Source organism: Flavobacterium sp. K5-23 (assembly GCF_023278045.1).
Classification (GTDB): Bacteria; Bacteroidota; Bacteroidia; order Flavobacteriales; family Flavobacteriaceae; genus Flavobacterium.
The window spans coordinates 2079668-2101174 of the sequence record NZ_CP056783.1 but is presented as its reverse complement, the minus strand read 5'-3'; the positions used below and the strand labels follow the sequence as shown (position 1 = coordinate 2101174).

The window sequence follows — 21507 nt, the reverse complement described above, 5'->3', positions numbered from 1 at the left end:
ACTAATGGTTCGGGGTTTCAATCCGCCCATAAGGGACTTATACCCTCTGGAAAAATAACACACTGTAAGATTTGTTTTAGAATTCGTAAATTTGTATTTTCGAATTTTTATTCGAGCTTACAGTGTGGGTCCTGCTCATGCAGGGCACACACACGGGTTTGGCAAAAGTGGCGGTTCAGTGCTCCACAGTCAGTTTTGTGGTTAATCAAAGTTTGCTTCTCCGTATCAACATTTGTGGTGAAAATCGCCACCTTCGCCAAGCCCAAAACCGTTAGCCTAAATTTTTACACAAAAACCTAAAAAATTTGAATCTAATACCAATTATTGGTATCTTTGATAAAAAAAATTATGGCACGAAATACATCAATACTATTAGGAGACCATTTTGAAAATTTCATTAAGGAACAAATTTCAACAGGAAAATATAGTTCAGTTAGCGAAGTTGTTAGAACTGCTTTAAGAATTTTCGAGCAAGAAGAAACTAAAACAAAATCTTTAATCAATGAACTAAAAATCGGTGAAAAGAGTAGCAAAATCAGAAATTTTGACCGCAATAAAAATCTTGAAATGCTAAAAGCTAATTTTCAAAAATAATGTCAGAGTATATAATTAGTGAAAAGGCATTAGAAGACATTAATAACATTTGGATTTATACAGCAGAAAATTGGTCAGTTGAACAAGCAAATAGATATTATAACTTAATTATTGATGAAATTGAATATATTGTAGATAATTTTGAAATGGGGCGTGACTTTGGAAAAATTAAAAAATCATATAAATATTCAAAAGTAAAATCACATTTAATTTTCTTTAGAAAAGACAAAACTAATGTAATTGAAGTCGTAAGAGTTTTATGCGAAAGAATGGATATTGAAAACCGATTAGCGGAATAAATAAAATAGCTACTACAACGGATTTAGGATATTTTGGCAAATCAGAAAATTGGGCTTAATTTAGTACCAAACCCGCTTTAGTACCAGAACGTAATGCATTTGACAAAAACCAATGAATAGTATTTTAACCAAGATAATTCTTCTACCATTTTTGTTTTTATTAATTAACTGCAAATCTGAAAACACTGAAAATCATATGAAAGATGTCGAAGAAAACAAAAAATCTGTTAAAATTCTATGGAAAAATTATATCGCTGAAAACCCTGAAAATAAAAGTCTAAAAACACCTATTTCCTTCTACTTTTGTGATAATGAATTTGATGCCAATGAATGTGCTGATTTAGTTGTAAAAGGAATAAAAAGAGCAACAGCAACTTCATTATGGTGGTATGAAAAAAATAATGAGTCACTTCCGAAAGTTGGAGACCAATATATTATAACAGATTGGAGCGGAAATGCTAAAGCAGTAATTAAAACAACTAAAGTAGACCAAGTTCCTTACAACAAAATTACATCTGATTTTGCTGAAATTGAAGGAGAAGGTGATAAAACGTTAGGGTATTGGAAAAAGGTTCATAAAGATTATTATACAAGAGAAATGAAACCTTTTAATGAGGAATTTGACGAAAATATGATAATTGTGTGCGAACAATTTAAGTCATCTACCTGTAGTAAAAAGCATTAAAACACTGTATAAAAATAATTGCGGTTTAGTACTAAAACAAAGGTCGATACGTGTTTGCTACATTTGATTACCCTTCGAAAAATCCTCGCAAGCAAACCCGCAACTGTCCATATACATAAACGTTGCCATTCATTGCGTAACACACTCAAAACTAAAAATTTAATTAATGAAAAAAGATAATTTACCTTTAATTTTAATTGTTGCGAGTTTAATATTAATCGTATTGAATTTTATTTTCCCGTCAGATGAAATGAATTTAGGATTTTGGATGCGAATTATTGGAAGTGTTTTAGTGATTATAGCAATGGCTCTAAAAATTCGTGATAGGAAAAAACAAAGAAAAAACGCTGAATAAAAATCAAAGCGGAATTAAAAGCTACGTTTCATAAACAAACCGTTATTATAACCTATTTATAAGACAAAGAGGTTTCTAACTAATACCTTAATGTAATTCAATTAATAAGACTTCATTAGAAAGGTTTCCTGGTGCAACTCCTATAGTTTTCACAAGAATATCAGTATTCCCTTTACCATTAATTATTTGAGTAGTAGCGACATCAACAAAACGCCTGTAATAAGTGGTAAAACTAATTGTGCCGTTTTGATATACAACACTTGTGGCTCCATTCTTTAAATCAATATAAGACAGCTGTGGAAATAAATCCTCTACTAAAAGAGGATCAAGTCCTTTTTCAATTAATTCATTAAAAGTCACTCCCTTTTCTGATAATATTAATATTGTGAATGGAGCTTCTGTATCAGCAGGTTCAAAATTGATAACATACTCACTTCCAATTTTAAGAGGCTTAAGTGTTTTAGAGGCTGCTTCTAAATCATAGGCAAGATTAACAGCATTATCACGTAAAAAAGAACAAGATATTGAAGAAATAATAATCATAGCTATCATAAATGATTTTGATAGTTTCATAAATTTGGTATTACTCATTAAATGTCTCATCTCTTGATATAGTTTAACTGCTAAAGTACATCAATTTTAATCGACATAACACCGTTTATAGATAATAGCGTTTTTAGCGCTTATTCAAAGTTACTTTTTTATCTTTAAAGTCAAGTTAAAAACCGATAGCACATACTATGATAAAAAATAACTAAAAAAGCTCACCATCTCAAAGCAGCGAACCGTAGCCAATAATACAGAAAAACCAATCGTATCTTAAATGAACATTGAAAAAGCATATAACATTTGGGCTGACCAATATGACACTAACTTGAATAAAACGAGAGATTTAGACACGAAATCTACAATCGAAACGCTGAGTAAATTTGACTTTTCAAAAGTTATAGAATTAGGTTGCGGAACAGGAAAAAACACAAGTTACCTATTAAAAAAAGCGGATAAGATTATCGGAATGGACTTTTCGCAAGAAATGCTGAATAAAGCCAAAGAGAAAATTCAAGACGAAAGAGCGGAATTTCTAAAAGCAGATTTAACAGCAGAATGGCATATTGAAAATGATTTTGCTGATTTAATAACCTGTAGTTTAGTTCTTGAACATATCAAAGATTTAGATTTTGTTTTTAACCAAGCAAATAAGAAATTAAAAAATGGTGGGATTTTCTTTATCAGCGAACTTCATCCATTCAAACAATACTCCGGAAGTAAAGCCAAATTTGAAACCGAAAACGGAACACAGGAACTAGAAACTTATGCTCATCACATTTCGGAATATTTGAACGTTGCGACCGAAAACGGATTTGAATTGGTGGAATTAAAAGAATGGTTTGACGAAGAAAATAAAATTGGAATTCCACGACTAATTGGAATAGTATTGCGAAAAAAGTACGATGGGCAACACAGTGTATAATTAATTGTTGCTTTTTGCTTAACCAATGTGAGTTACTCGTTTGCTATCTTCTTATTTTCTTTCGAAAAATCCTTTCACAAATTCACCCAAATTTACATTTACTAAAGTCAGCCATAATACAACAAAACGATTAGTACTCTTTTAAAACATATCTAATTAATGTATCTTGCAGGCCTATATAAAGGTGAAAATAATGGAAGACAATAAAATGATTAATTATATTAAAAAAGTATTAGAAAATATGCCAGCGGGCTGGTTGAATATAACAACCCATCGACTAGATATTTATGATGAAAAATTGGCTAAAACTCAATTTTTGGAACAGTTTGAAACCTTATATAACAACAATAATTATCAATCATCAGTACTAAGTGAATTGCCCACTGCATATGACTATATCCGTTTAGGCCATCCATTATCGTGTGTTCTAGAATGGGTTATTGCTAAATTTAATCATATAAAACCAGAAAATGTAATTAGTTTTTCTTCGAAGACGATTCCTGTTTTGGCAATTTTAAGAAAAAATTTATTAGATAATAAAAACACCCAAATCCTTTATACAGGAGAGTTACCTGAGTTTTTTGATGCTGATGTATTAAGGAATATTTACGGTTATAAATTTGATTTAAAACAAGTTGAGAAAGCGTCAGCCATTCCAGTATTTAACGGCAGTACCATTTTCATTTCACAACAGGATGAAATTAGCACTAGCGATCTCAACCTCCCGATAGCTATCGGGATTGACTTTTTCATCAACCTTCATTCTCCACTTGGAAGTGTTTTATTAGTGAATGGCGAACAAAACGAAAGTTATATTTCAGAAATTCAGCACGTACGAAGAAGAGAAACAATTGCAATGACACCAGCTAATTGTCTAACTGCATTGCATTCTCTAATAGAAAAATCCTCTTTTGAAACTAAAAAAAGCAATATCGAGAAAGACAAAGCACTTGTCTTAGAATCTATTGCAACTATTACCGGATCAAACACAAAGGCACTAGTTGCTTCAAGTGGATTATCGATTCAATATGCGATTTTAATGGGGCTGATTCACGATGCTCAAGAAATGCACAAAGGAAAGGCTATAAAAATCATTGTTCCCCCTAATTGTTATGGTGGTACCAATGACCAAGCAAGACGAGTTGCTGCTTGTATTGATAATGTTGAAGTATTAGATTTAGCAGTTGACGGCGGTAATGATATGGTTCAAAGTATTGATTACGTTTTAAATAAAATGGCGCAAGAAGACGCTATCCCTTATATAATCGCTGAAATTCCAACAAATCCTAGAGTTGAAGTACCTGAACTTATAGAATTAAAAGCTGTTTTAAGTAAAGTGCGTAAAACTGCAACTGGTGAAATAGCAATAGATCCCGTTTTTATATTAGATCAAACATTTTGTCCTAATGTTCACTTTTTAGGTGAAGGCGAAATACTCTCAACCGTTAGGACGATTTCATTTGCTAGTGGATCAAAATTTCCAAGTGGCGGGCAATGTACTGCTGGCTACTGCGTAGGAAATACGAAAACGGAAGCTTTGATGGAAAAAATTGAAAAGCATCTCATCCTTTGCGACAATGAGGCTACAGCTCTTCAATATGAAATATTAGCCAAACAAATGCCTTCAATGAATCAAAGAATTGAGGATGCTTATAAGAACACACGTGAATTTGTAAACTTTATTCAAGAGGTTTTGCCAGCCGCTAAAATCAATTTTGTTTCTGAAGAACTAGCAAAACAAGGGTTTACTCCCTCTGTGTTTTCACTGGATCTTCCCACTAAAGGGAATACTGCTGAAGAAAAAGAAGAATATAAAAGGGAGTTAAACCTTAAATTAATCAACTTAATGATTACTGAAATCCCTAATGAAAGTAAGTATTGCGTGAGTTATGGCCAGTTAAAAGGATGTTATTGGACGATACCCGCAACCTCTACTCAAGGAACGACTAAAGAAGGTGATAAAGATTATATTGCCCGTGTAGCTCTTTCTCCAAATATGGATCTTGAACTTCATAAAAAAGTCTTTTTAAAATTTGTTGAAAATATTTAGATCCATTGGGAGGCCGTAAGCGCCTCCCTTTTTTTTTATTTTATTCAGTACCTTTTTAGAGTTACACCTTTCGACGTATTAGTGGCTTAGGGGCAATCCGCCTATAAGTTACTTCCCCTATGGAAAAATAACGCCTTAAAAAAACAGTTTGTAACCTAAAAATTGTATTTTAGAATTTTATATAGGTTCCGAGTCGTAATCTAATAATACGGGGTACAAATAAAGAGTATATTTAATATAGTTTCTGGGGCAATTCAAATATTCTGCACAGCTCAAATTGCGGTGTCTGTGGACAAGAAAATATCCCGAAATTCCATACTACATACACACTCAGACGTTATAATCAATACTGATATGAAAAATCATATCAATAAATTACTTTAACTATTTTCATATAATTAAAAAATGAATACTTATTATCAGAAAATTATAGAACAATCACTCGATTTTGTTTCCAATAAAGGGAAGGAAGAACATAAGACTGTTTTTCTTAATTCATTAACAGAATACTTAGGTGATTTATTTAATGTTGATTATGTTCTAATTGATAAATATTCAATTTTAACCCCAAATTTTGCTGAAACTATTGCAATTTATAATAAAGGTACATTTCTTCCAAATATGACCTATGAACTAAAATTCACCCCATGTGAAAATGTAATAGGAAGTAAATTATGTACTTATGAGAAAAACATTCAACATTTATTTCCTCAAGATGATTTATTAAAACAAATGAATGTGGATAGTTATATTGGAATTCCATTATGGAGTTCTAATGGAGATCCAATAGGCCTAATTGCAATAATGGATAGCAAGCCTATACTTGATAAAAAAATAATTGAATTAGCGCTTCAAATTGTAGCAATTAAAACGGCCCATGAACTAGAAAATCTTTTATTCGAAAATCTTTTAATTTCAAAAAATAATGAACTTTCTAAAATTAACAACGAATTCATTTTAAAAAATAACGAATTAACCATAGCCAAAGAAAAAGCAGAGGAAAGTGATCGATTAAAATCAGCATTCCTTGCTAATATGAGCCACGAGATTCGAACACCCATGAATGGAATTCTTGGTTTTTCAAATTTATTGAAGGAACCAGGACTTACAGGAGAAGAACAACAGGAATACATTAAAATTATTGAAATAAGTGGAGAGCGGATGCTCAATACTATTAATGATATTATCGATATTTCAAAAATAGAGGCCAAACAAATGCTTGTTTCAATTCAGGAGGTTGATATTACAAAACAAATAAATGATTTACACCATTTTTTCAAACTCCGATGTCTGGAAAAAGCGCTGCTATTAGAAGTGGATAACTTCATCACTTCGGAGCCTATTATAATAAAAACCGACAACACTAAGTTGAATTCCATTTTTACAAATCTGATAAATAATGCTATAAAATTTACCGACAAAGGAAAAATCAGTGTGGGATGTATTAAAAAAGAAAAATATCTTGAATTCCATGTAAAGGACTCCGGGATTGGTATACCAGCCAACAGACAGCGTGCCGTTTTCAATCGCTTTGAACAGGCCGATATAGAAGATAAAAGGGCATTACAGGGTTCGGGACTTGGACTTGCCATTACAAAGGCTTATGTTGAAATGCTTGGAGGAAATATTTGGTTGGAAAGCGAAACCGATAAAGGATCTATATTTTATTTTACACTTCCATATGACACCGATTCCAAAGAAATAGAAAATGTGAAAATTGAGGATTCAATTGTTAGTGTAGAAGATCCTATTCGGAAACTAAATATTTTAATTGCAGAAGATGACGAACCATCGAAAATGTTGCTAAATATTACTGTTAAACCAATATCCAAAAATATTGTTTTTTCTAAAACGGGTTCAGAAACCATAGCAGTTTGTCAAAACAATCAGGATATTGATTTGGTTTTAATGGATATACAAATGCCCGAAACAAATGGTTTAGAAGCGACACGTCAAATTCGAAAATTTAATAAAAAAGTTATCATTATAGCTCAGGCTGCATACGCATCGGCTGAAGATGAGAATAAGGCTTTACAGGCTGGATGTAACGCATATGTCTCCAAACCAATTAATCAAGAAAAATTAATGGCCATGATAAACACCTTTTTTTAAGCGCTTCAAGATAATGCTATCTGAAATCCCAAATGAAAGTAAGTATTGCGTGAGTTATGGTCCGTTAAAAGGATGTTATTGGAGATACCTGCAACCTCTACTCAAGGAACAACTAAAGAAGGTGACAAAGATTATATTGCCCGTGTAGCTCATTCTCCAAATATGGATCTTGAACTTCATGAAAAAAGTCTTTTTAAAATTTGTTGGAGAAATTTAACTATCATTTATTTGAAACAAGGTAAGGCTTGAATACTTTACCTTTGTATTGAGGAAAAAAGACTTTGCTTTTTTGATTTAAGCGATATTCCTAGAATGAACATTTCTGCTAATTCTCAACATATGAGAAAAAGGAAAGACAGAAATTTATTCGAAACCGATTAAGATACTCAAGAAATTTTGAAACACTTGATAAAAAGATAATTTTAGAACCGATATGAAAAGTGAAAATAAATTAATCGGTGCAGGTTTGTTAACTGCAATTACAGCTTCGTTATGCTGTATTACACCTGTTTTGGCTCTAATTGCTGGTACAAGCGGACTTGCTTCGACATTCTCTTGGATAGAGCCTTTTAGACCGTATCTAATTGGGCTTACAATTTTGGTCCTTGCTTTTGCTTGGTATCAAAAACTAAAACCTCAAAAGGAAATCGACTGTGAATGCGAAACGGACGAAAAACCCAAATTTACGCAGTCAAAAACCTTTTTAGGAATAGTAACTGTGTTTACAATTGTAATGTTGGCTTTTCCTTATTATTCTGGAATTTTTTACCCTAACACCAAAAAACAAATAATCGTAGTTGATAAAGTGGACATTCAAACAATTGAATTTAAAATTAGTGGAATGACCTGTGCCAGTTGCGAAGAACACGTAAATCTCGAAGTAAATAAACTCAACGGAATTGTAAACGCAAAAGCGTCATACGAAAATGGAAATGCAGTCATTGAATTTGACAGAACGAAAACCAATGAAATGGAAATTGAGAAAGCAATTAACTCAACAGGATACAAAGTAACCAACAAAAAAGAAAACTAATGAAAGTCCAATTGAAATCAGAAATCACTTGTCCAAACTGCGGACATAAAAAAGTGGAAGATATGCCAACAAACGCTTGTCAATTCTTTTACGAGTGTGAGAATTGCAAAACGATTTTGAAACCAAAAGAAGGAGATTGTTGTGTTTATTGCTCCTACGGAACAGTACCTTGTCCACCAATCCAAGAGAATAAAAGTTGTTGTTAAAAAGTCAAATCCATTTGCAATTTGAACCAGCCAAAAATCACAGAAGTATATCTCTTTACCAGCACTAAAAACCAAGCTAAAAGGTAAATGTCAGTAGCAAACAACTTATATAAAAATAGCGTTTTGAGTACACAACCGAAATGAATTATATAATTTATAGTCTGAGTATAATCGAAAAATTAGTGCGTTAAAAATCGTTGTTTTCCATATACAAGAGCGTTGTTCGTCAGCTTAAAAACCTTCAAAAAATTACGCTTTTGTACTTTTTATAAAATCTCCTGTTTTTGTAAATACTTGTATCACAAATTGATTATCGATATAAATTCCAATTTCATATGTGACTTCCTCTTTTCCTCGAGTCACTAATAAAGCTTCCACAATAGGGAAAGAAGGATAATTTTCAGTCATATACTTGATTGCATTGTCTGGTATTTCTTTATTATCAATTGTTGCAGCGAAAGCCAAAAGATTTCCATTAATATCATAAACAACAATGGAGTACCGATTGTCAAAAATAAACTTTCCTTCAAAAACTAATTTTTCATTAAATCTTCCTTGATATCTAGAAAACCAAACAGGATCCTGTGAAGGAAATTTTTGGTCGAATATTTCAAGAACAATTAAAGGAACATTTCTTTCCAACTTTGACTCATTCAAATTCTGAGCGCCCAAAACCGAAACTTGCATTAAAACAACAATGCAGAGAATTACTTTAAATATATTTGACATAACTTTAGTATTTTAATAAAGTTAACTAATTAAAGAGACATTTTAAGAAAACTCGCCATAAATTAGGATAACATTATAGCTGACTTCCGCTTTCACAAATTGCTGATTTTGAGTTGATATTGAAACATTTTACTATAACTTCATTCTTATACTCAGTGCCTAAAACATAAAAAAAACGATTTTATTAATTCTGGTTATCCTCCAACCCCCATTTATCTAAACTTCTTAAAATCATCTCAAGTGATCTGCCTCTTTCGCTTAATTTGTATTCCACTCTAGGAGGGACTACAGGAAAAACGGTTCTTAAAACAAGCCCATCCCTCTCTAACTCTCTCACTGTTTGAGTAAACATTTTATTTGATATGCCTGGGATTTTCTTTTGTAATATTCCTGAGCGTAAATCAGCTTCTAACAAATGAAATAAAATTAGAGGTTTCCATTTTGTTCCTATTAAATTCATAGTGTAATTTAAAGGGCAACTATTATCTTTAGTCAAAATTATAATTTTATTGTATTGATAATCATTATTTTACTCGTTTAGGTAACTATATTGCTTTTTAGTAAGTTATTGCTTAAAAGGCAAATATAGATTAATTTCGCAATCTAAATTATTACTTATGACTACAAATACAAATTATCCAAAATCATTTTCGCATATTGGCCTTACGGTTCCAAATATAAAAGAAGCCGTAAAATTCTATTCAGAAGTAATGGGATGGTATGTAATTATGGAACCTTCTAAAGTAAAAAAAGAAAAAGAAACCGCCATTGGGCAAATGTGTATTGACGTTTTTGGGGAAGAATGGGAAGAATTTGAAATTGCTCATCTCTCAACATCGGATGGAATTGGGATTGAATTATTTTCTTTTCCAAACGGAGTTAAAGAAGCACCTGAATTTAATCCTTTCAACACAGGTCTTTTTCATTTTTGTGTCCAAGATCCAAATATTGAAGCCTTAATAGATAAAATTGTATCTTATGGAGGAAAGCAAAGAATGCCTATTAGAGAATACTACCCGAATGACAAGCCTTTCAAAATGTGTTATGTCGAAGACCCTTTTGGAATTGTTTTCGAAATCTACACGCATAGTTATGAATTGACCTATTCTTCAGGTGCTTATTCGAAATAAAACAATTGGGTGGACTTTATATAAAATAGCTTATTTTAGTACTTAATTAAAATAAGCTATTTTGCTTTAAACCGGATTTAATGAGGAAGATTTATTACTTATAATATTGTTTTCTGGAAAGCTCTATTCCCAGAATCTAACCGGGAAATGAAACGTAGTTTCGAATGAAGATGTAATCGTGTATTTTAATATTATGCCATAATTATTGATATTCCCAAGCTGATGAATTTTATTGTACTAATAAGTTCATTTTGAAACATCAATTTAAAGGCGAAATTGACTAACCTAATTAATGAAAGAACAAACCCGATTTCAAAAATCATAACATTAAAAAATATGAAAGAAAGAATAGAAAGAAAACTTCATCAAGTTAATACATTGAACTATTTATGGCTACTTTTTTCAGTTTTCATCCTTTCGTGTAATGGTCAAAATAAAATAAATAGACAACAGGATACTACTATTATATCAAAAACAGATTCAATTGGAAAAACAGTTCAACAAAATAACCAAAATTTTAGTGCACCGTTTCTCTATTCAATTAATGATGAACAATTTAATAGAGTCGTACGTAAAGTAATTCAAGACAAAAAGGGGAATCTTTGGTTTGGTTGCGAAAGTGGCGCATACCGTTACAATGGTGTCACACTAGATAAAATTGACGAAATTAAAAATCAAATAGGTAAAGGGGTAACAATAAAAGATATTGCGGAGGATAAATATGGCAATATTTGGTTTGGACATACAGGAGGTGTCAGTAAATATGATGGAAAAGCTATTACAAACTATTATGAAAAGGATGGCTTGATAAATAATGATGTTTGGAGTATTGCAGTAGACCGTAATGGAATAGTATGGATAGGTACTTTACAAGGAGCTTGTTATTATAATGGAAATGAATTTAAACCTTTTGCTATACCAGAGGCTAAACCAGATATGACAAGAGGCATTACAAGTGCTAAGATAGTTCATTGTATTATAGAAGATAGTCAAGGAAGAATGTGGTTTGGAACCAACGGTGGAGCATATGTTTATAATGGAAAAAAGTTGTCAAATATCTCAGAGAAAGAGGGATTGTGTAACAACAATGTGAATCGCATTATTGAAGATTCGAATGGGAATATGTGGTTTGGCACAACCCATAATGGACTTTGTCGTTTTGACGGAAAATCATTTACTCCTTTTAGTGGACAAGAAGTCCTTTCCGGTAAAGAAATATGGGATGTATATCAAGATAAATCAAACAACATTTGGGTGACAGGAAAACGTTTTGGCGTGTACCGCTTTGATGGAAAATCATTTACTAATTTTAATAAAAAAGAGGGTCTTAACAATCCCGGAATATTGAGTGTTTTAGAAGATCAAGAAGGGAGAATGTGGTTTGGTGGTGTATCAGGACTTTTTCGTTTTAACGGTAAATCCTTTGTCAATATTACCAAGAATGGCCCTTGGACAAAATAAAAAAGCAGATGAATTCTCAGTGAAAGAATTGAATCGTTTTTTTTCTCTTTTTGGCAATTTTTGTGCTCCTAAAAAACCTTATCTGCATTCAAAGCCTTATCTCACGAAATTCAGTTTATAACATTTAATTAAAGTTTGTTTTGTATATTTGATATAATTGACTAGCAATACGTTGCAACATTATTTCTTTTCAATTCCACAAAAACTCTAAATTCACGAGCACCTAAAACTAACCGTAACTATTAATTATAAATGTGAAATGATACTCATTTACTTTTTATACGTCTATTTGTTCATTGGTCTCTTCTTTGCTCTCTATTTTGTTTTTTATAAAATAAAGAAAATTGATGAGTTGGCACTGCATACTTCTTTGTTGTTTAAATTACTGATTTTTGGTGGCAGTGTATTATTATGGCCTTTATTAATAACTAAAAAAAACATTACTCACCTATGACCCGCTCCTTACGAAAATATCATTTTTATATGTGGATTGTAATTGGCATTATTCTTATAGTGACAATAGTAATAGCTTATTCTGGAAGTGTAACTATCAATCAGTTTAACTAAAATAGGATTATGGGATACAAAGCAATCATGTGGAATAAAAGTAAAAAAAAATATGATATTGTGCTATGGGCTTTTATCGTGTTGTTTCTATTTATTTCATCTACAGCTAACTTGTTATTATTCCCTAATGCGAACGTCGTCACGGTTGTTATTCGTTCTTTTGGTTTACTGGGCATTGTATTATTACATATGATTTTGAGCATTGGACCGCTTTGCCGAATCAATCCTGCTTTTTTACCCTTGCTTTACAACAGGCGTCATCTAGGTGTAAGTACATTTTTAGTGGTTAGCGTACACGCTATTTTGAGTGTTTTCTGGTTTCATGCCAATGGAAACACCAACCCTTTACTATCCTTGTTTACGAGCAACACCCACTATAATTCATTTCTCTTTTTTCCTTTTCAAACGCTTGGCTTTGCAGCTTATCTTATTCTAATGGTAATGGCATTCACTAGTCATGATTTTTGGTTGGCGGCACTAAAACCAAAAGTGTGGAAAACCTTGCACATGTTAGTTTATGCGGCTTATTTTTTAATTATTCTACATATAGTTTTAGGTGTTTTGCAGTTAGAAAACAACCTATTGGTGTATGGGTTTATCTGGTGTGGATTAGTTTTCCTTTCTATTGTGCATATTTGGGCAGGATATCTTTCTTATAAATTTGACAAACAAAAACCAATTATGGAAAATGGTTGGCAATATGTGTGCAAAACAGATGAAATAGAAAACAACAAGGCAAAAATGGTGAATGTGAACAAGGAACGTATTGCTGTTTTTAAATATGATGGAAAGTTAAGTGCCGTGCATAATGAATGTAAACATCAAAACGGTCCGTTAGGCGAAGGCAAGATAATAGATGGATGCATTACTTGTCCCTGGCACGGGTATCAATACCATGCTCACAATGGACAAGCTCCTGCCCCATTTACCGAAAAAATCGCTACTTATCAATTAAAATTAGTTGGCAATAAAATTTTCGTTTTGCCACAAGCATTAGTCGAGGGTACTTTTATAGAACCGCTCCAATTTACGGAAACACCAAAGTTCACAAACGAAGACAATTTTTATATTGGCTGGTTAGGAAACTTAAATAGAGATTCGATAAAAACTTTAAAACGATTTTTATTTCCTGCCATTTCCATAAGCTTATTGTTTCTTATTACATTCAGCTTTTCACAAAAAAGAATTGCTAATTCGGAGTATAAATACAACGAAGTTGCCCAATACACGGGTACGATAAGCAACCTTCCATTTCCCCATATTATTTTCGTGAAAGGAAAAGATGATTTTGGAAATCCAAAATTAGAAGTACTGCCACTGGTTAATGCCTCGAAATTTGGTGCAGAAACTCTAATTGCCAGTTGGTGCAATAAAAAACCGAATTGTACAGCAACAATTAGAGGAACTATCATAACCAGAGACGGTGTTAATGCAATGGAGCTGAGTGAAGAACTGGCTTCATTATTACCTACCAAAAATACTGTGTCTGAAATTATAAGCCATCCCGTATTACTGGGAGAACAAATTATTACAGGAGAAATTATCGACCCAAAATGTTATCTGGGAGTTATGAATCCTGGCGAAGGAAAACCCCACCGCAGCTGTGCCATACGTTGCATTAGTGGCGGTATAATGCCTATGATAGCCTATAACCAAAACGGGGTGAAAAAATACGCTGTTTTACTGGGTGAGAATGGAGAAAAAATAAACAAAGAAATACTTGATTTTGTTGCAGAACCCATTGCAATAAAAGGTTCCCTATATAAGTATGAAAATTGGCAGATTTTTTACATCAACACCAAAAACATAAAACGATTAATACTTTAAAATATGAATTACTTAATAGCTTGTACCAAAGACGAGTTGCCAAACAATTCACAAAAAACAGTAAGTTTTGGCAATAGGAAAGTGGCCCTTTTTCATTACAACGGAAAAATGTCGGCTATGGCCAATGCCTGCTTACACAGATCGGGTCCATTAGGACTGGGTGCCGTATGTACCAAGTATGATGGATTGTATGTAACCTGTCCCTGGCACGGATGGGAATATAACATTGAAACAGGAAGTTCCCCTCCAGGTTATAAAGATCAGCAAGCTGTTTATGACCTAAAGATAGAGGGTGAAAATATAATGGTGAGCGAAGAACCCATCGTAAAGGCACACAAAGCATTTCACGACAATCCTTTACTGGATGATTTAATAAAATTAAAATACCAAACATCCGAGAACAGCCTGAACATTTTAGGGATCAGTACCACTAATATGTCGGCCAAATTACCGCGTTTTTCAACTTCTGAAAATGCATTAGAAAAATCATTGGATTATGCAAAAGAAAAATATGGCGCGGCTACCAAAATAGTAAAACTACGGGAACTGGAATTCCGTAATTGTGAGGGCTATTATTCGCAACACAGTCACGCTTGTACTTGGCCTTGCAGCATTACTGAAATGAATCCAAATGATGGTATGACCGAAGTGTATGAAAGTATGATTCTTTGGGCTGACATTGTAATTGTAGCAACTCCCATCCGGTGGGGAAATGCTTCTGCATTGTATTATAAAATGGCCGAAAGGTTAAATTGTGTGCAAAACCAAATTACAATCAACAATAGAATTTTGGTGAAAAACAAACTGGCCTCTTTTATTATAACCGGCGGACAGGATAACATTCAACAAGTCGCAGGACAAATGATGTATTTCTTTACCGACCTAGGTTTTACTTTTCCGCCGTTTAGTTTTTTGGGTTGGAGTCGTGGCTGGACGGCCGAAGATATGGACAAAAATGTATTGCAATTTAAAAAAAGTGAATACATAAACCGCACCACAAAGGAAATTATAGATAATTGTGTAGAACTGCTGAAACAAATAAAAAATGTAGAGCATAATAATATAAATGCGCCTTTACCAAAACCTACGGATTCACCAAGTTCTGATATTGAAAATAAGGATATGAATTTATAGTATTTTGATTAGGGAATAATCCTTTATATAATTAAAAAGTTCTCTTTCAGTATTAATTCTTAAACAAACAGTATTTTTGCTAAGTGAAGAAAACAGTTTCAATTATAGGGGGAGGACCTGCGGCACTTTTACTCGCCGCATTCCTGGATGGTACAAAATTTAATGTCACCATCTTCGAGAAAAATAAAACCTTGGGAAGAAAATTTCTTGTGGCAGGAAAAGGGGGATTCAATTTAACCCATTCCGAACCAATTGACCAATTTATTGAACGCTACACCCCTACTGATTTTCTAGAAGAAGCACTCCTCGATTTTGGCAACAATGATTTTATCAATTGGATCAATACCATTGGCATTCCCACTTTCATAGGCAGTAGTAATCGTATGTATCCTGAAAGCGGAATTAAACCCATAGCGGTACTTAAAGCCATTCTAAAGGTTCTCGAAAAGCAAGAGGTTAAAATTCAATACGAACACAACTGGACTGGATGGAATGAAAATCAAGACCCTGTTTTCAATACAGAAATTGAAATCCTATCTGATTACACCGTTTTTGCCTTGGGCGGTGGCAGCTGGAAAGTAACAGGATCTGATGGCACTTGGATTGACTTATTCAAAACAAAAGAAATAGCTGTCACTCCGTTTCAAGTCTCTAATTGTGCTTATCAAATTAACTGGCCGAAAAGTTTTATTGCTGAACACGAAGGCAGCCCTCTTAAAAACATAGCTATTAGCTGTTTGAATAAGAGTCAAAAAGGGGAAGTGGTAATTACAGGTTTTGGTATTGAAGGAAATGCAATTTATGCCCTTAGTCCCCAAATTCGCGAAGAACTTAACAGCTTTCAAAAGGCTACTATATTTTTAGATTTAAAACCTACAGTATCACTAGAACTTTTAAGAGATAAGTTTAAAAAGTCTAGCTCAAAAAAACCAACTGAAATACTACGAAAAGAGCTTAAATTAAGCACGGCACAAATCGATCTTTTAAAAACCCAGCTTTCGAAAGAAATATTTTTGAATCGGGATCTGCTTGTACAAAACATTAAAAGACTGCCTATTGAAATCACGGGTAAGGCCCCATTGAATGATGCCATATCTACAACAGGAGGAATACGACTAAATACTGTGGATAAAAATTTCCAATTAAAAAAAATAGAAAATCAATACTGTATAGGAGAAATGCTGGACTGGGACGCACCCACGGGTGGATATTTACTTCAAGCTTGTTTTTCTATGGGAGTCCATCTCGCACGCCATTTGAATACTATCAATTAATTTCAAAAATAGCAAACACTATTTAAAACTTAATAAAGAGTAATCATACTGAAATACAATTACGTCAAACTAATCTATAAATAATTAAAGGAAATTAATTAAAATAATTTGTAATATTGTGACTCCTTGACAAGCCAATTACAAAACCAAAAAACAATATAGAAAGGGATTATGAATCATACAAACACCTCGTATTCCGAAACACAAATGCTAATTAGGAAAACAGTAGATGTTGTTTTCGAAGCCTTTATTGACCCCGCAATTACATCAAATTTTTGGTTTACTAAAGGGAGCTCAAAATTAGAAGTGGGTAAAACCCTAACTTGGGAATGGGAAATGTATTCCGTTTCGGCTACTGTATTTGTCAAAGAAATTATACCAAACAAGAAAATTGTTATTGATTGGGGAAACCCAAGTACTTCTGTCGATTTTAATTTTAATTCTTTAAGTGACGGAACAACTTATGTAACAATCAAACATTATGGTCCCCAACTAGAAAATGATGCTTTAATAGCAGCCATTAAAGATTCTACAGCTGGTTTCACGACTGTATTGGACGGATTAAAAGCTTATCTTGAACACAATATAAACCTAAACTTAATAGCGGATAAATTCCCTAAAGAAATTTCTCAACACGGTAAATAAAATAGAAGACAGATGAAAAAAATATTATTAATAGTACTATTATTCGCTTTCAAAATTTCGGCACAAACAGGAAATCCAACAACCATTTATCTTGTACGTCATGCAGAAAAAATCACTACTGACCCAGGTAATAAAGATCCCCTTTTATCTGAAACAGGACAGTCTAGAGCAAAAGTATTAGCTAAAAAACTAAAAAAAGTAAAACTACAAAACATCTACTCTACTAATTACAACCGTACAAAACTGACTGCAACTCCTACGGCTATTAGACAACATAAAACAATACTTTTTTATGATCCTCAGCAGTTAAAAAACAATGCAAATACAATCTTAAAAGACAACCAAGGTAAAAATGTGTTGATAATAGGGCATTCCAATACTGTATTAGAAATGATTGAAGCTCTAGGAGGAAAAAAGCCTATTGATCGTATTACGGATCAGGAATATGATTACTTTTTTAAGTTAACAATAAATCAGGATGGTTCTGCTATTGTTTCAGTCTCTCATTATGGCCAACCCAACTCCAATAATGAAGGAGAACAAATGATGAAAGGAAAATAAAATCATACATTTTTGAAAAATTTTCATCTTTAAACTTCAAACTTCCCTATAATTATTTCGATTAGAACAAACACAAACACTTAAAATCTACACTGCTCATTATCAGCACATATCCTTCAAAAAATGTAAATTATTTTGTATATTTGATAGTTCATCCGGTACAGTAAATAAAACACACTAGCCGGTATTGTTTCATCTAAAAACAAACAACATGTCACAAAAAGGAAACACAATGATCACGATGATGTTCACTGCAGGACCAGATGCAATTGCAGAAGGAGATAGAATTTTTGCAAGCCATGCTAAATGGATGAAAAAAACCCACGCTAGAAACGGTGAGCTTGCTTTAATGCGTTATAATGTTGCCAAAGGACCAGAACATTCTAATCCATTAGATCCATCGTCTACCACCACAGGCAACACAACGTTCACTCTTTATGAGGTTTATAAAAATCCGGAAGGATTAGAAGACCACTGGAAACAAGCACAGGAAAGTTGGCTAGATTTTAATTCTATGATGGAATGGGCTGCAACAGTTAAGCTTACTGTTATGCACGGATCCACTATCGAACACTCGCTTTGGTAGATTCAATATACCTGTTTTTAATTTGATTCTATTTTCTATGAATGCATTAGTCATTTCAGGAGGAGGCAGTAAAGGCGCATTTGCAGGAGGTATTTCGGAATATCTTATCAATCAATGTAAAAAAGAGTATTCCATTTACATAGGTACTTCAACGGGTAGCTTATTGGTTCCTTTCCTGGCAATAGGTGATCTTGATCGAATAAAAAAAATATACACTACTATCCGTCAGGAAGATGTTTTTTCGGTTTCCCCATTTATTGTTAAAAAGAAAAACGGAATCCTAAAGACTAAAATAAATCATTTCGGGATGATAACTCAATTCATAAAAAACCGAAAAACTTTTGGAAATAGTGACAATTTAAGAAACTTGATTCGGAATAACTTCACGGAATCTGATTTCGAAAAGTTGAAAGTTTTAAATAAAGAAGTAGTCGTTACTGTTGCTAATTTCACCAAACAGATTGTAGAACATAAATCATCTAACGATTATAACTATGATGATTTTTGTGATTGGATATGGGCTTCGGCTAATCTAGTTCCTTTAATGAGTCTATTATCTAAAAATGGGGAGGAATATGGCGATGGGGGTTTTGGGAACTTAATCCCAGTACAGGAGGCCATAAAAAAAGGGGCTACCGCTATTGATGTAATTGTTTTAAGACTTGAAAAACGGGTTTACGACAATCCGCCCCTTCATAATGCCATGGAGGTATTACTCCGTTCTTTTGACTTTATGCTAAACCAAATTGTAAAAGATGATTTAATAATTGCCCGTCTGGAAGCCGCTAACAAACATGTTGCTATTCATTTTTATTATATCGATCAAATACTAACAGTACATCCCTATATTTTTGATGCAGATCAAATGAAAAAATGGTGGCAACAAGGTTTTGAATTGTTCCAAAACAAAAGCCCTCTTAAACATCACATAAAACCACCCAAATAACGTTACATTTCGTTTTATTCGAAACAATAAAAAGCCGTTGTAGAAATAACTACAACGGCTTTTTAATATCTATTTCCAGAATAAAATGCAACTAATCTACAGCTACTTTATAGGTTGGATCTTCAATTATGTTAATTTCAATAACATCATCAGCATTTTTTAATAACTGACGACAATCAGCACTCAAATGGCGCAAGTGGATTTTTTTACCCACTTTAGCATAGCGTTCCGTTATTTTATTCACGGCGTCAATCGCACTCATATCCGAAATTTTACTTTCTTTAAAATCAATTATCACTTCCAATGGATCATTCGAAACATCAAATTTTTCAGAAAATGCAGCAGTTGAACCAAAGAAAAGCGGACCGTAAATTTCATAGTGTTTTACCCCTTTATCATCTATAAATTTTCTAGCGCGAATACGTTTGGCACTTTCCCAAGCAAATACTAAAGCTGAAATAATTACCCCAATTAATACGGCTAAAGCCAAATTATGAAGTAAAACCGTAATTAAAGCAACTAATAGTAAAACGAAAATATCGTGTTTTGGCATTTTGTTTATTATTCGAAAACTAACCCATTCAAATGTTCCAATAGCCACCATAATCATTACCCCCACTAAAGCCGCAATAGGCAATTGTTCAATTACGGGCGCTCCAAATAAAATGATACCCAGAATTGCCAGAGAAGCAACTATACCTGACAAACGGGCTCTTGAACCTGCTGAAAGGTTAACTAATGTTTGGGCAATCATAGGACAGCCACCCATACCAAAGAAAAAACCATTTAATATATTGGCACTTCCCTGAGCGATGCATTCTCTATTTCCGCTCCCTTTAGTCCCCGTCATTTCATCAACTAAATTTAAAGTCAACAAGCCTTCGGTTAAACCTACTGAAGCCATAATCAAGGCATAAGGAAAAATCAGTGTTAGCGTTTCAATATTTAATGCGATATCTGGAACGTGAAAAGGAGGAAAACCACCACTTATCGATGCAATATCACTTACTGTTTTAGTGTCTATGCCAAGGCCCAATACTAACCCAAAAACCACAATTATAGCCACTAATGAAGCCGGTATTGCTTTAGTTATTTTTGGGAATAACATCACAATAGCAATAGTCAAAGCTACCAATCCCACCATAATATACAATGGATTACCAGATAGCCATACGCTCTCCCCATTCACTAATGTTTTGAACTGCTCTATTTGTGACATAAAAATAATTATCGCCAATCCATTCACAAACCCGAACATTACGGGCTGAGGCACTAAACGTATGAATTTACCAAGCTTGAATAAGCCAACCATAATTTGCAATACTCCTGCCAAAGCAACAGCCGCAAAAACATAATCTAAGCCATGTGATTTCATTAGGGCAATTAAAACAATTACCGTTGCTCCTGCTCCACCGGAAACCATTCCTGGTCTTCCGCCAAATATAGCAGTAACTAATCCCATTATAAATGCAGCATACAAACCAACCAAAGGAGGAAATCCAGCTAGAATAGCAAAAGAAAGCGATTCGGGGATCATTGTCATAGCCACGGTTAATCCTGCTAAAACTTCGGTTTTGTAGTTGACTTTTTGTTTAAAGTCGAATAAATTGAAATACTGTTTCATTCTTTTCTGTAAAGATTTGTAAAATAATAAGTAACCGGAAAAAATGATGATTCCGAAATGGATAATAAACCAATAAAAAATTGGGGTGATTCGTTTGCAAAATGCCTAAATAAAGGCTTGCCGACTTGAAGAAAAAAGATAAAATCTCATTTTTACAAGAATTGCAAATGTAAATCTTTTTTAGCCGATGTGAAAATAGAAATGTAAAATCGCTCAAA

The 21507-nt window shown here is 33.2% G+C and carries 22 protein-coding genes and 2 pseudogenes; 20 read left to right on the top strand and 4 right to left on the bottom strand.

Going from position 1 to position 21507, the window contains the following annotated elements; all coding sequences use genetic code 11:
* Positions 1–348: 348 nt before the first annotated feature.
* The 4 genes from FLAK523_RS09150 (at position 349) to FLAK523_RS09135 (ending at position 1933) form a co-directional block, all read left to right on the top strand.
* Positions 349–594, top strand: coding sequence for a type II toxin-antitoxin system ParD family antitoxin (locus tag FLAK523_RS09150; RefSeq protein WP_248908083.1), 246 nt, complete (start codon positions 349–351; stop codon positions 592–594).
* Positions 594–893 carry a type II toxin-antitoxin system RelE/ParE family toxin gene (locus FLAK523_RS09145; RefSeq protein ID WP_248902808.1) on the top strand — a complete coding sequence of 100 codons (300 nt, stop codon included), beginning with the start codon at positions 594–596 and terminating at the stop codon, positions 891–893. Before FLAK523_RS09150 ends, FLAK523_RS09145 begins: the two co-directional genes overlap by 1 nt.
* Positions 894–1005: 112 nt before the next feature.
* The gene (locus FLAK523_RS09140; RefSeq protein ID WP_368670289.1) at positions 1006–1578 is read left to right on the top strand and encodes an ASCH domain-containing protein; all 573 of its coding nucleotides are present in this window, start codon (positions 1006–1008) and stop codon (positions 1576–1578) included.
* Positions 1579–1744: 166 nt separating this feature from the next.
* Complete coding sequence (locus tag FLAK523_RS09135; protein WP_248902807.1) at positions 1745–1933, top strand: hypothetical protein; 189 nt, start codon at positions 1745–1747, stop codon at positions 1931–1933.
* An 87-nt stretch (positions 1934–2020) separates the two neighbouring features.
* Here FLAK523_RS09135 and FLAK523_RS09130 read toward each other — a convergent pair whose 3' ends face one another.
* A complete protein-coding gene (locus FLAK523_RS09130) occupies positions 2021–2506 on the bottom strand; it encodes a hypothetical protein (RefSeq protein WP_248902806.1) in 486 nt (161 codons plus the stop codon).
* A gap of 250 nt (positions 2507–2756) precedes the next feature.
* Here FLAK523_RS09130 and FLAK523_RS09125 point away from each other — a divergent pair, with 250 nt between their 5' ends.
* The 7 genes and pseudogenes from FLAK523_RS09125 to FLAK523_RS09095 all read left to right on the top strand — a co-directional run bounded on the left by FLAK523_RS09125 (position 2757) and on the right by FLAK523_RS09095 (position 8805).
* A complete protein-coding gene (locus tag FLAK523_RS09125; RefSeq protein ID WP_248902805.1) occupies positions 2757–3404 on the top strand; it encodes a class I SAM-dependent methyltransferase in 648 nt (215 codons plus the stop codon).
* A 193-nt stretch (positions 3405–3597) separates the two neighbouring features.
* Entirely contained in the window at positions 3598–5454 is a 1857-nt protein-coding gene (locus FLAK523_RS09120; RefSeq protein WP_248902804.1) for a PLP-dependent transferase, read from the top strand.
* 405 nt (positions 5455–5859) lie between these two features.
* Entirely contained in the window at positions 5860–7566 is a 1707-nt protein-coding gene (locus tag FLAK523_RS09115; protein ID WP_248902803.1) for a GAF domain-containing hybrid sensor histidine kinase/response regulator, read from the top strand.
* Positions 7567–7576: 10 nt separating this feature from the next.
* A pseudogene (locus FLAK523_RS09110) lies at positions 7577–7783 on the top strand (cystathionine beta-synthase); the annotation flags it as partial.
* A 32-nt stretch (positions 7784–7815) separates the two neighbouring features.
* A pseudogene (locus FLAK523_RS09105) lies at positions 7816–7944 on the top strand (transcriptional regulator); the annotation flags it as partial.
* A gap of 55 nt (positions 7945–7999) precedes the next feature.
* Positions 8000–8599, top strand: a complete 600-nt coding sequence (merTP, locus tag FLAK523_RS09100) for a mercuric transport protein MerTP (protein WP_248902802.1) — start codon at positions 8000–8002, stop codon at positions 8597–8599.
* Entirely contained in the window at positions 8599–8805 is a 207-nt protein-coding gene (locus FLAK523_RS09095; RefSeq protein ID WP_248902801.1) for a DpnI domain-containing protein, read from the top strand. Before merTP ends, FLAK523_RS09095 begins: the two co-directional genes overlap by 1 nt.
* Before the next feature lie 249 nt (positions 8806–9054).
* Here the strand turns inward: FLAK523_RS09095 and FLAK523_RS09090 are convergent, their stop codons facing one another.
* Together FLAK523_RS09090 and FLAK523_RS09085 are read right to left on the bottom strand one after the other, a co-directional pair.
* Positions 9055–9534, bottom strand: coding sequence for a hypothetical protein (locus FLAK523_RS09090; RefSeq protein WP_248902800.1), 480 nt, complete (start codon positions 9532–9534; stop codon positions 9055–9057).
* A gap of 184 nt (positions 9535–9718) precedes the next feature.
* Positions 9719–9994 carry a helix-turn-helix domain-containing protein gene (locus FLAK523_RS09085; protein WP_248902799.1) on the bottom strand — a complete coding sequence of 92 codons (276 nt, stop codon included), beginning with the start codon at positions 9992–9994 and terminating at the stop codon, positions 9719–9721.
* 157 nt (positions 9995–10151) lie between these two features.
* Here FLAK523_RS09085 and FLAK523_RS09080 point away from each other — a divergent pair, with 157 nt between their 5' ends.
* The 9 genes from FLAK523_RS09080 to FLAK523_RS09040 all read left to right on the top strand — a co-directional run bounded on the left by FLAK523_RS09080 (position 10152) and on the right by FLAK523_RS09040 (position 19665).
* Positions 10152–10664: a VOC family protein gene (locus FLAK523_RS09080; protein WP_248902798.1), complete on the top strand. Its 513-nt coding sequence runs from the start codon at positions 10152–10154 to the stop codon at positions 10662–10664.
* Positions 10665–11000: 336 nt separating this feature from the next.
* Positions 11001–12125, top strand: coding sequence for a two-component regulator propeller domain-containing protein (locus tag FLAK523_RS09075; protein ID WP_248902797.1), 1125 nt, complete (start codon positions 11001–11003; stop codon positions 12123–12125).
* Between the two features lie 576 nt (positions 12126–12701).
* Positions 12702–14519, top strand: coding sequence for a Rieske 2Fe-2S domain-containing protein (locus tag FLAK523_RS09070; protein ID WP_248902796.1), 1818 nt, complete (start codon positions 12702–12704; stop codon positions 14517–14519).
* A 3-nt stretch (positions 14520–14522) separates the two neighbouring features.
* Positions 14523–15653: a Rieske 2Fe-2S domain-containing protein gene (locus FLAK523_RS09065; RefSeq protein WP_248902795.1), complete on the top strand. Its 1131-nt coding sequence runs from the start codon at positions 14523–14525 to the stop codon at positions 15651–15653.
* 83 nt (positions 15654–15736) lie between these two features.
* The gene (locus FLAK523_RS09060; protein WP_248902794.1) at positions 15737–16927 is read left to right on the top strand and encodes a TIGR03862 family flavoprotein; all 1191 of its coding nucleotides are present in this window, start codon (positions 15737–15739) and stop codon (positions 16925–16927) included.
* 171 nt (positions 16928–17098) lie between these two features.
* Positions 17099–17572 (top strand): SRPBCC family protein, encoded by a 474-nt coding sequence (locus tag FLAK523_RS09055; protein WP_248902793.1) that lies wholly within the window; start codon positions 17099–17101, stop codon positions 17570–17572.
* A 12-nt stretch (positions 17573–17584) separates the two neighbouring features.
* A complete protein-coding gene (locus FLAK523_RS09050) occupies positions 17585–18133 on the top strand; it encodes a histidine phosphatase family protein (RefSeq protein ID WP_248902792.1) in 549 nt (182 codons plus the stop codon).
* Between the two features lie 211 nt (positions 18134–18344).
* Positions 18345–18719 (top strand): hypothetical protein, encoded by a 375-nt coding sequence (locus FLAK523_RS09045; RefSeq protein ID WP_248902791.1) that lies wholly within the window; start codon positions 18345–18347, stop codon positions 18717–18719.
* A 37-nt stretch (positions 18720–18756) separates the two neighbouring features.
* Positions 18757–19665, top strand: coding sequence for a patatin-like phospholipase family protein (locus FLAK523_RS09040; protein ID WP_248902789.1), 909 nt, complete (start codon positions 18757–18759; stop codon positions 19663–19665).
* A gap of 91 nt (positions 19666–19756) precedes the next feature.
* Here FLAK523_RS09040 and FLAK523_RS09035 read toward each other — a convergent pair whose 3' ends face one another.
* On the bottom strand, positions 19757–21289 hold the full coding sequence (locus FLAK523_RS09035; RefSeq protein WP_248902788.1) for a SulP family inorganic anion transporter: 1533 nt from the start codon (positions 21287–21289) through the stop codon (positions 19757–19759).
* Positions 21290–21507 lie beyond the last annotated feature (218 nt).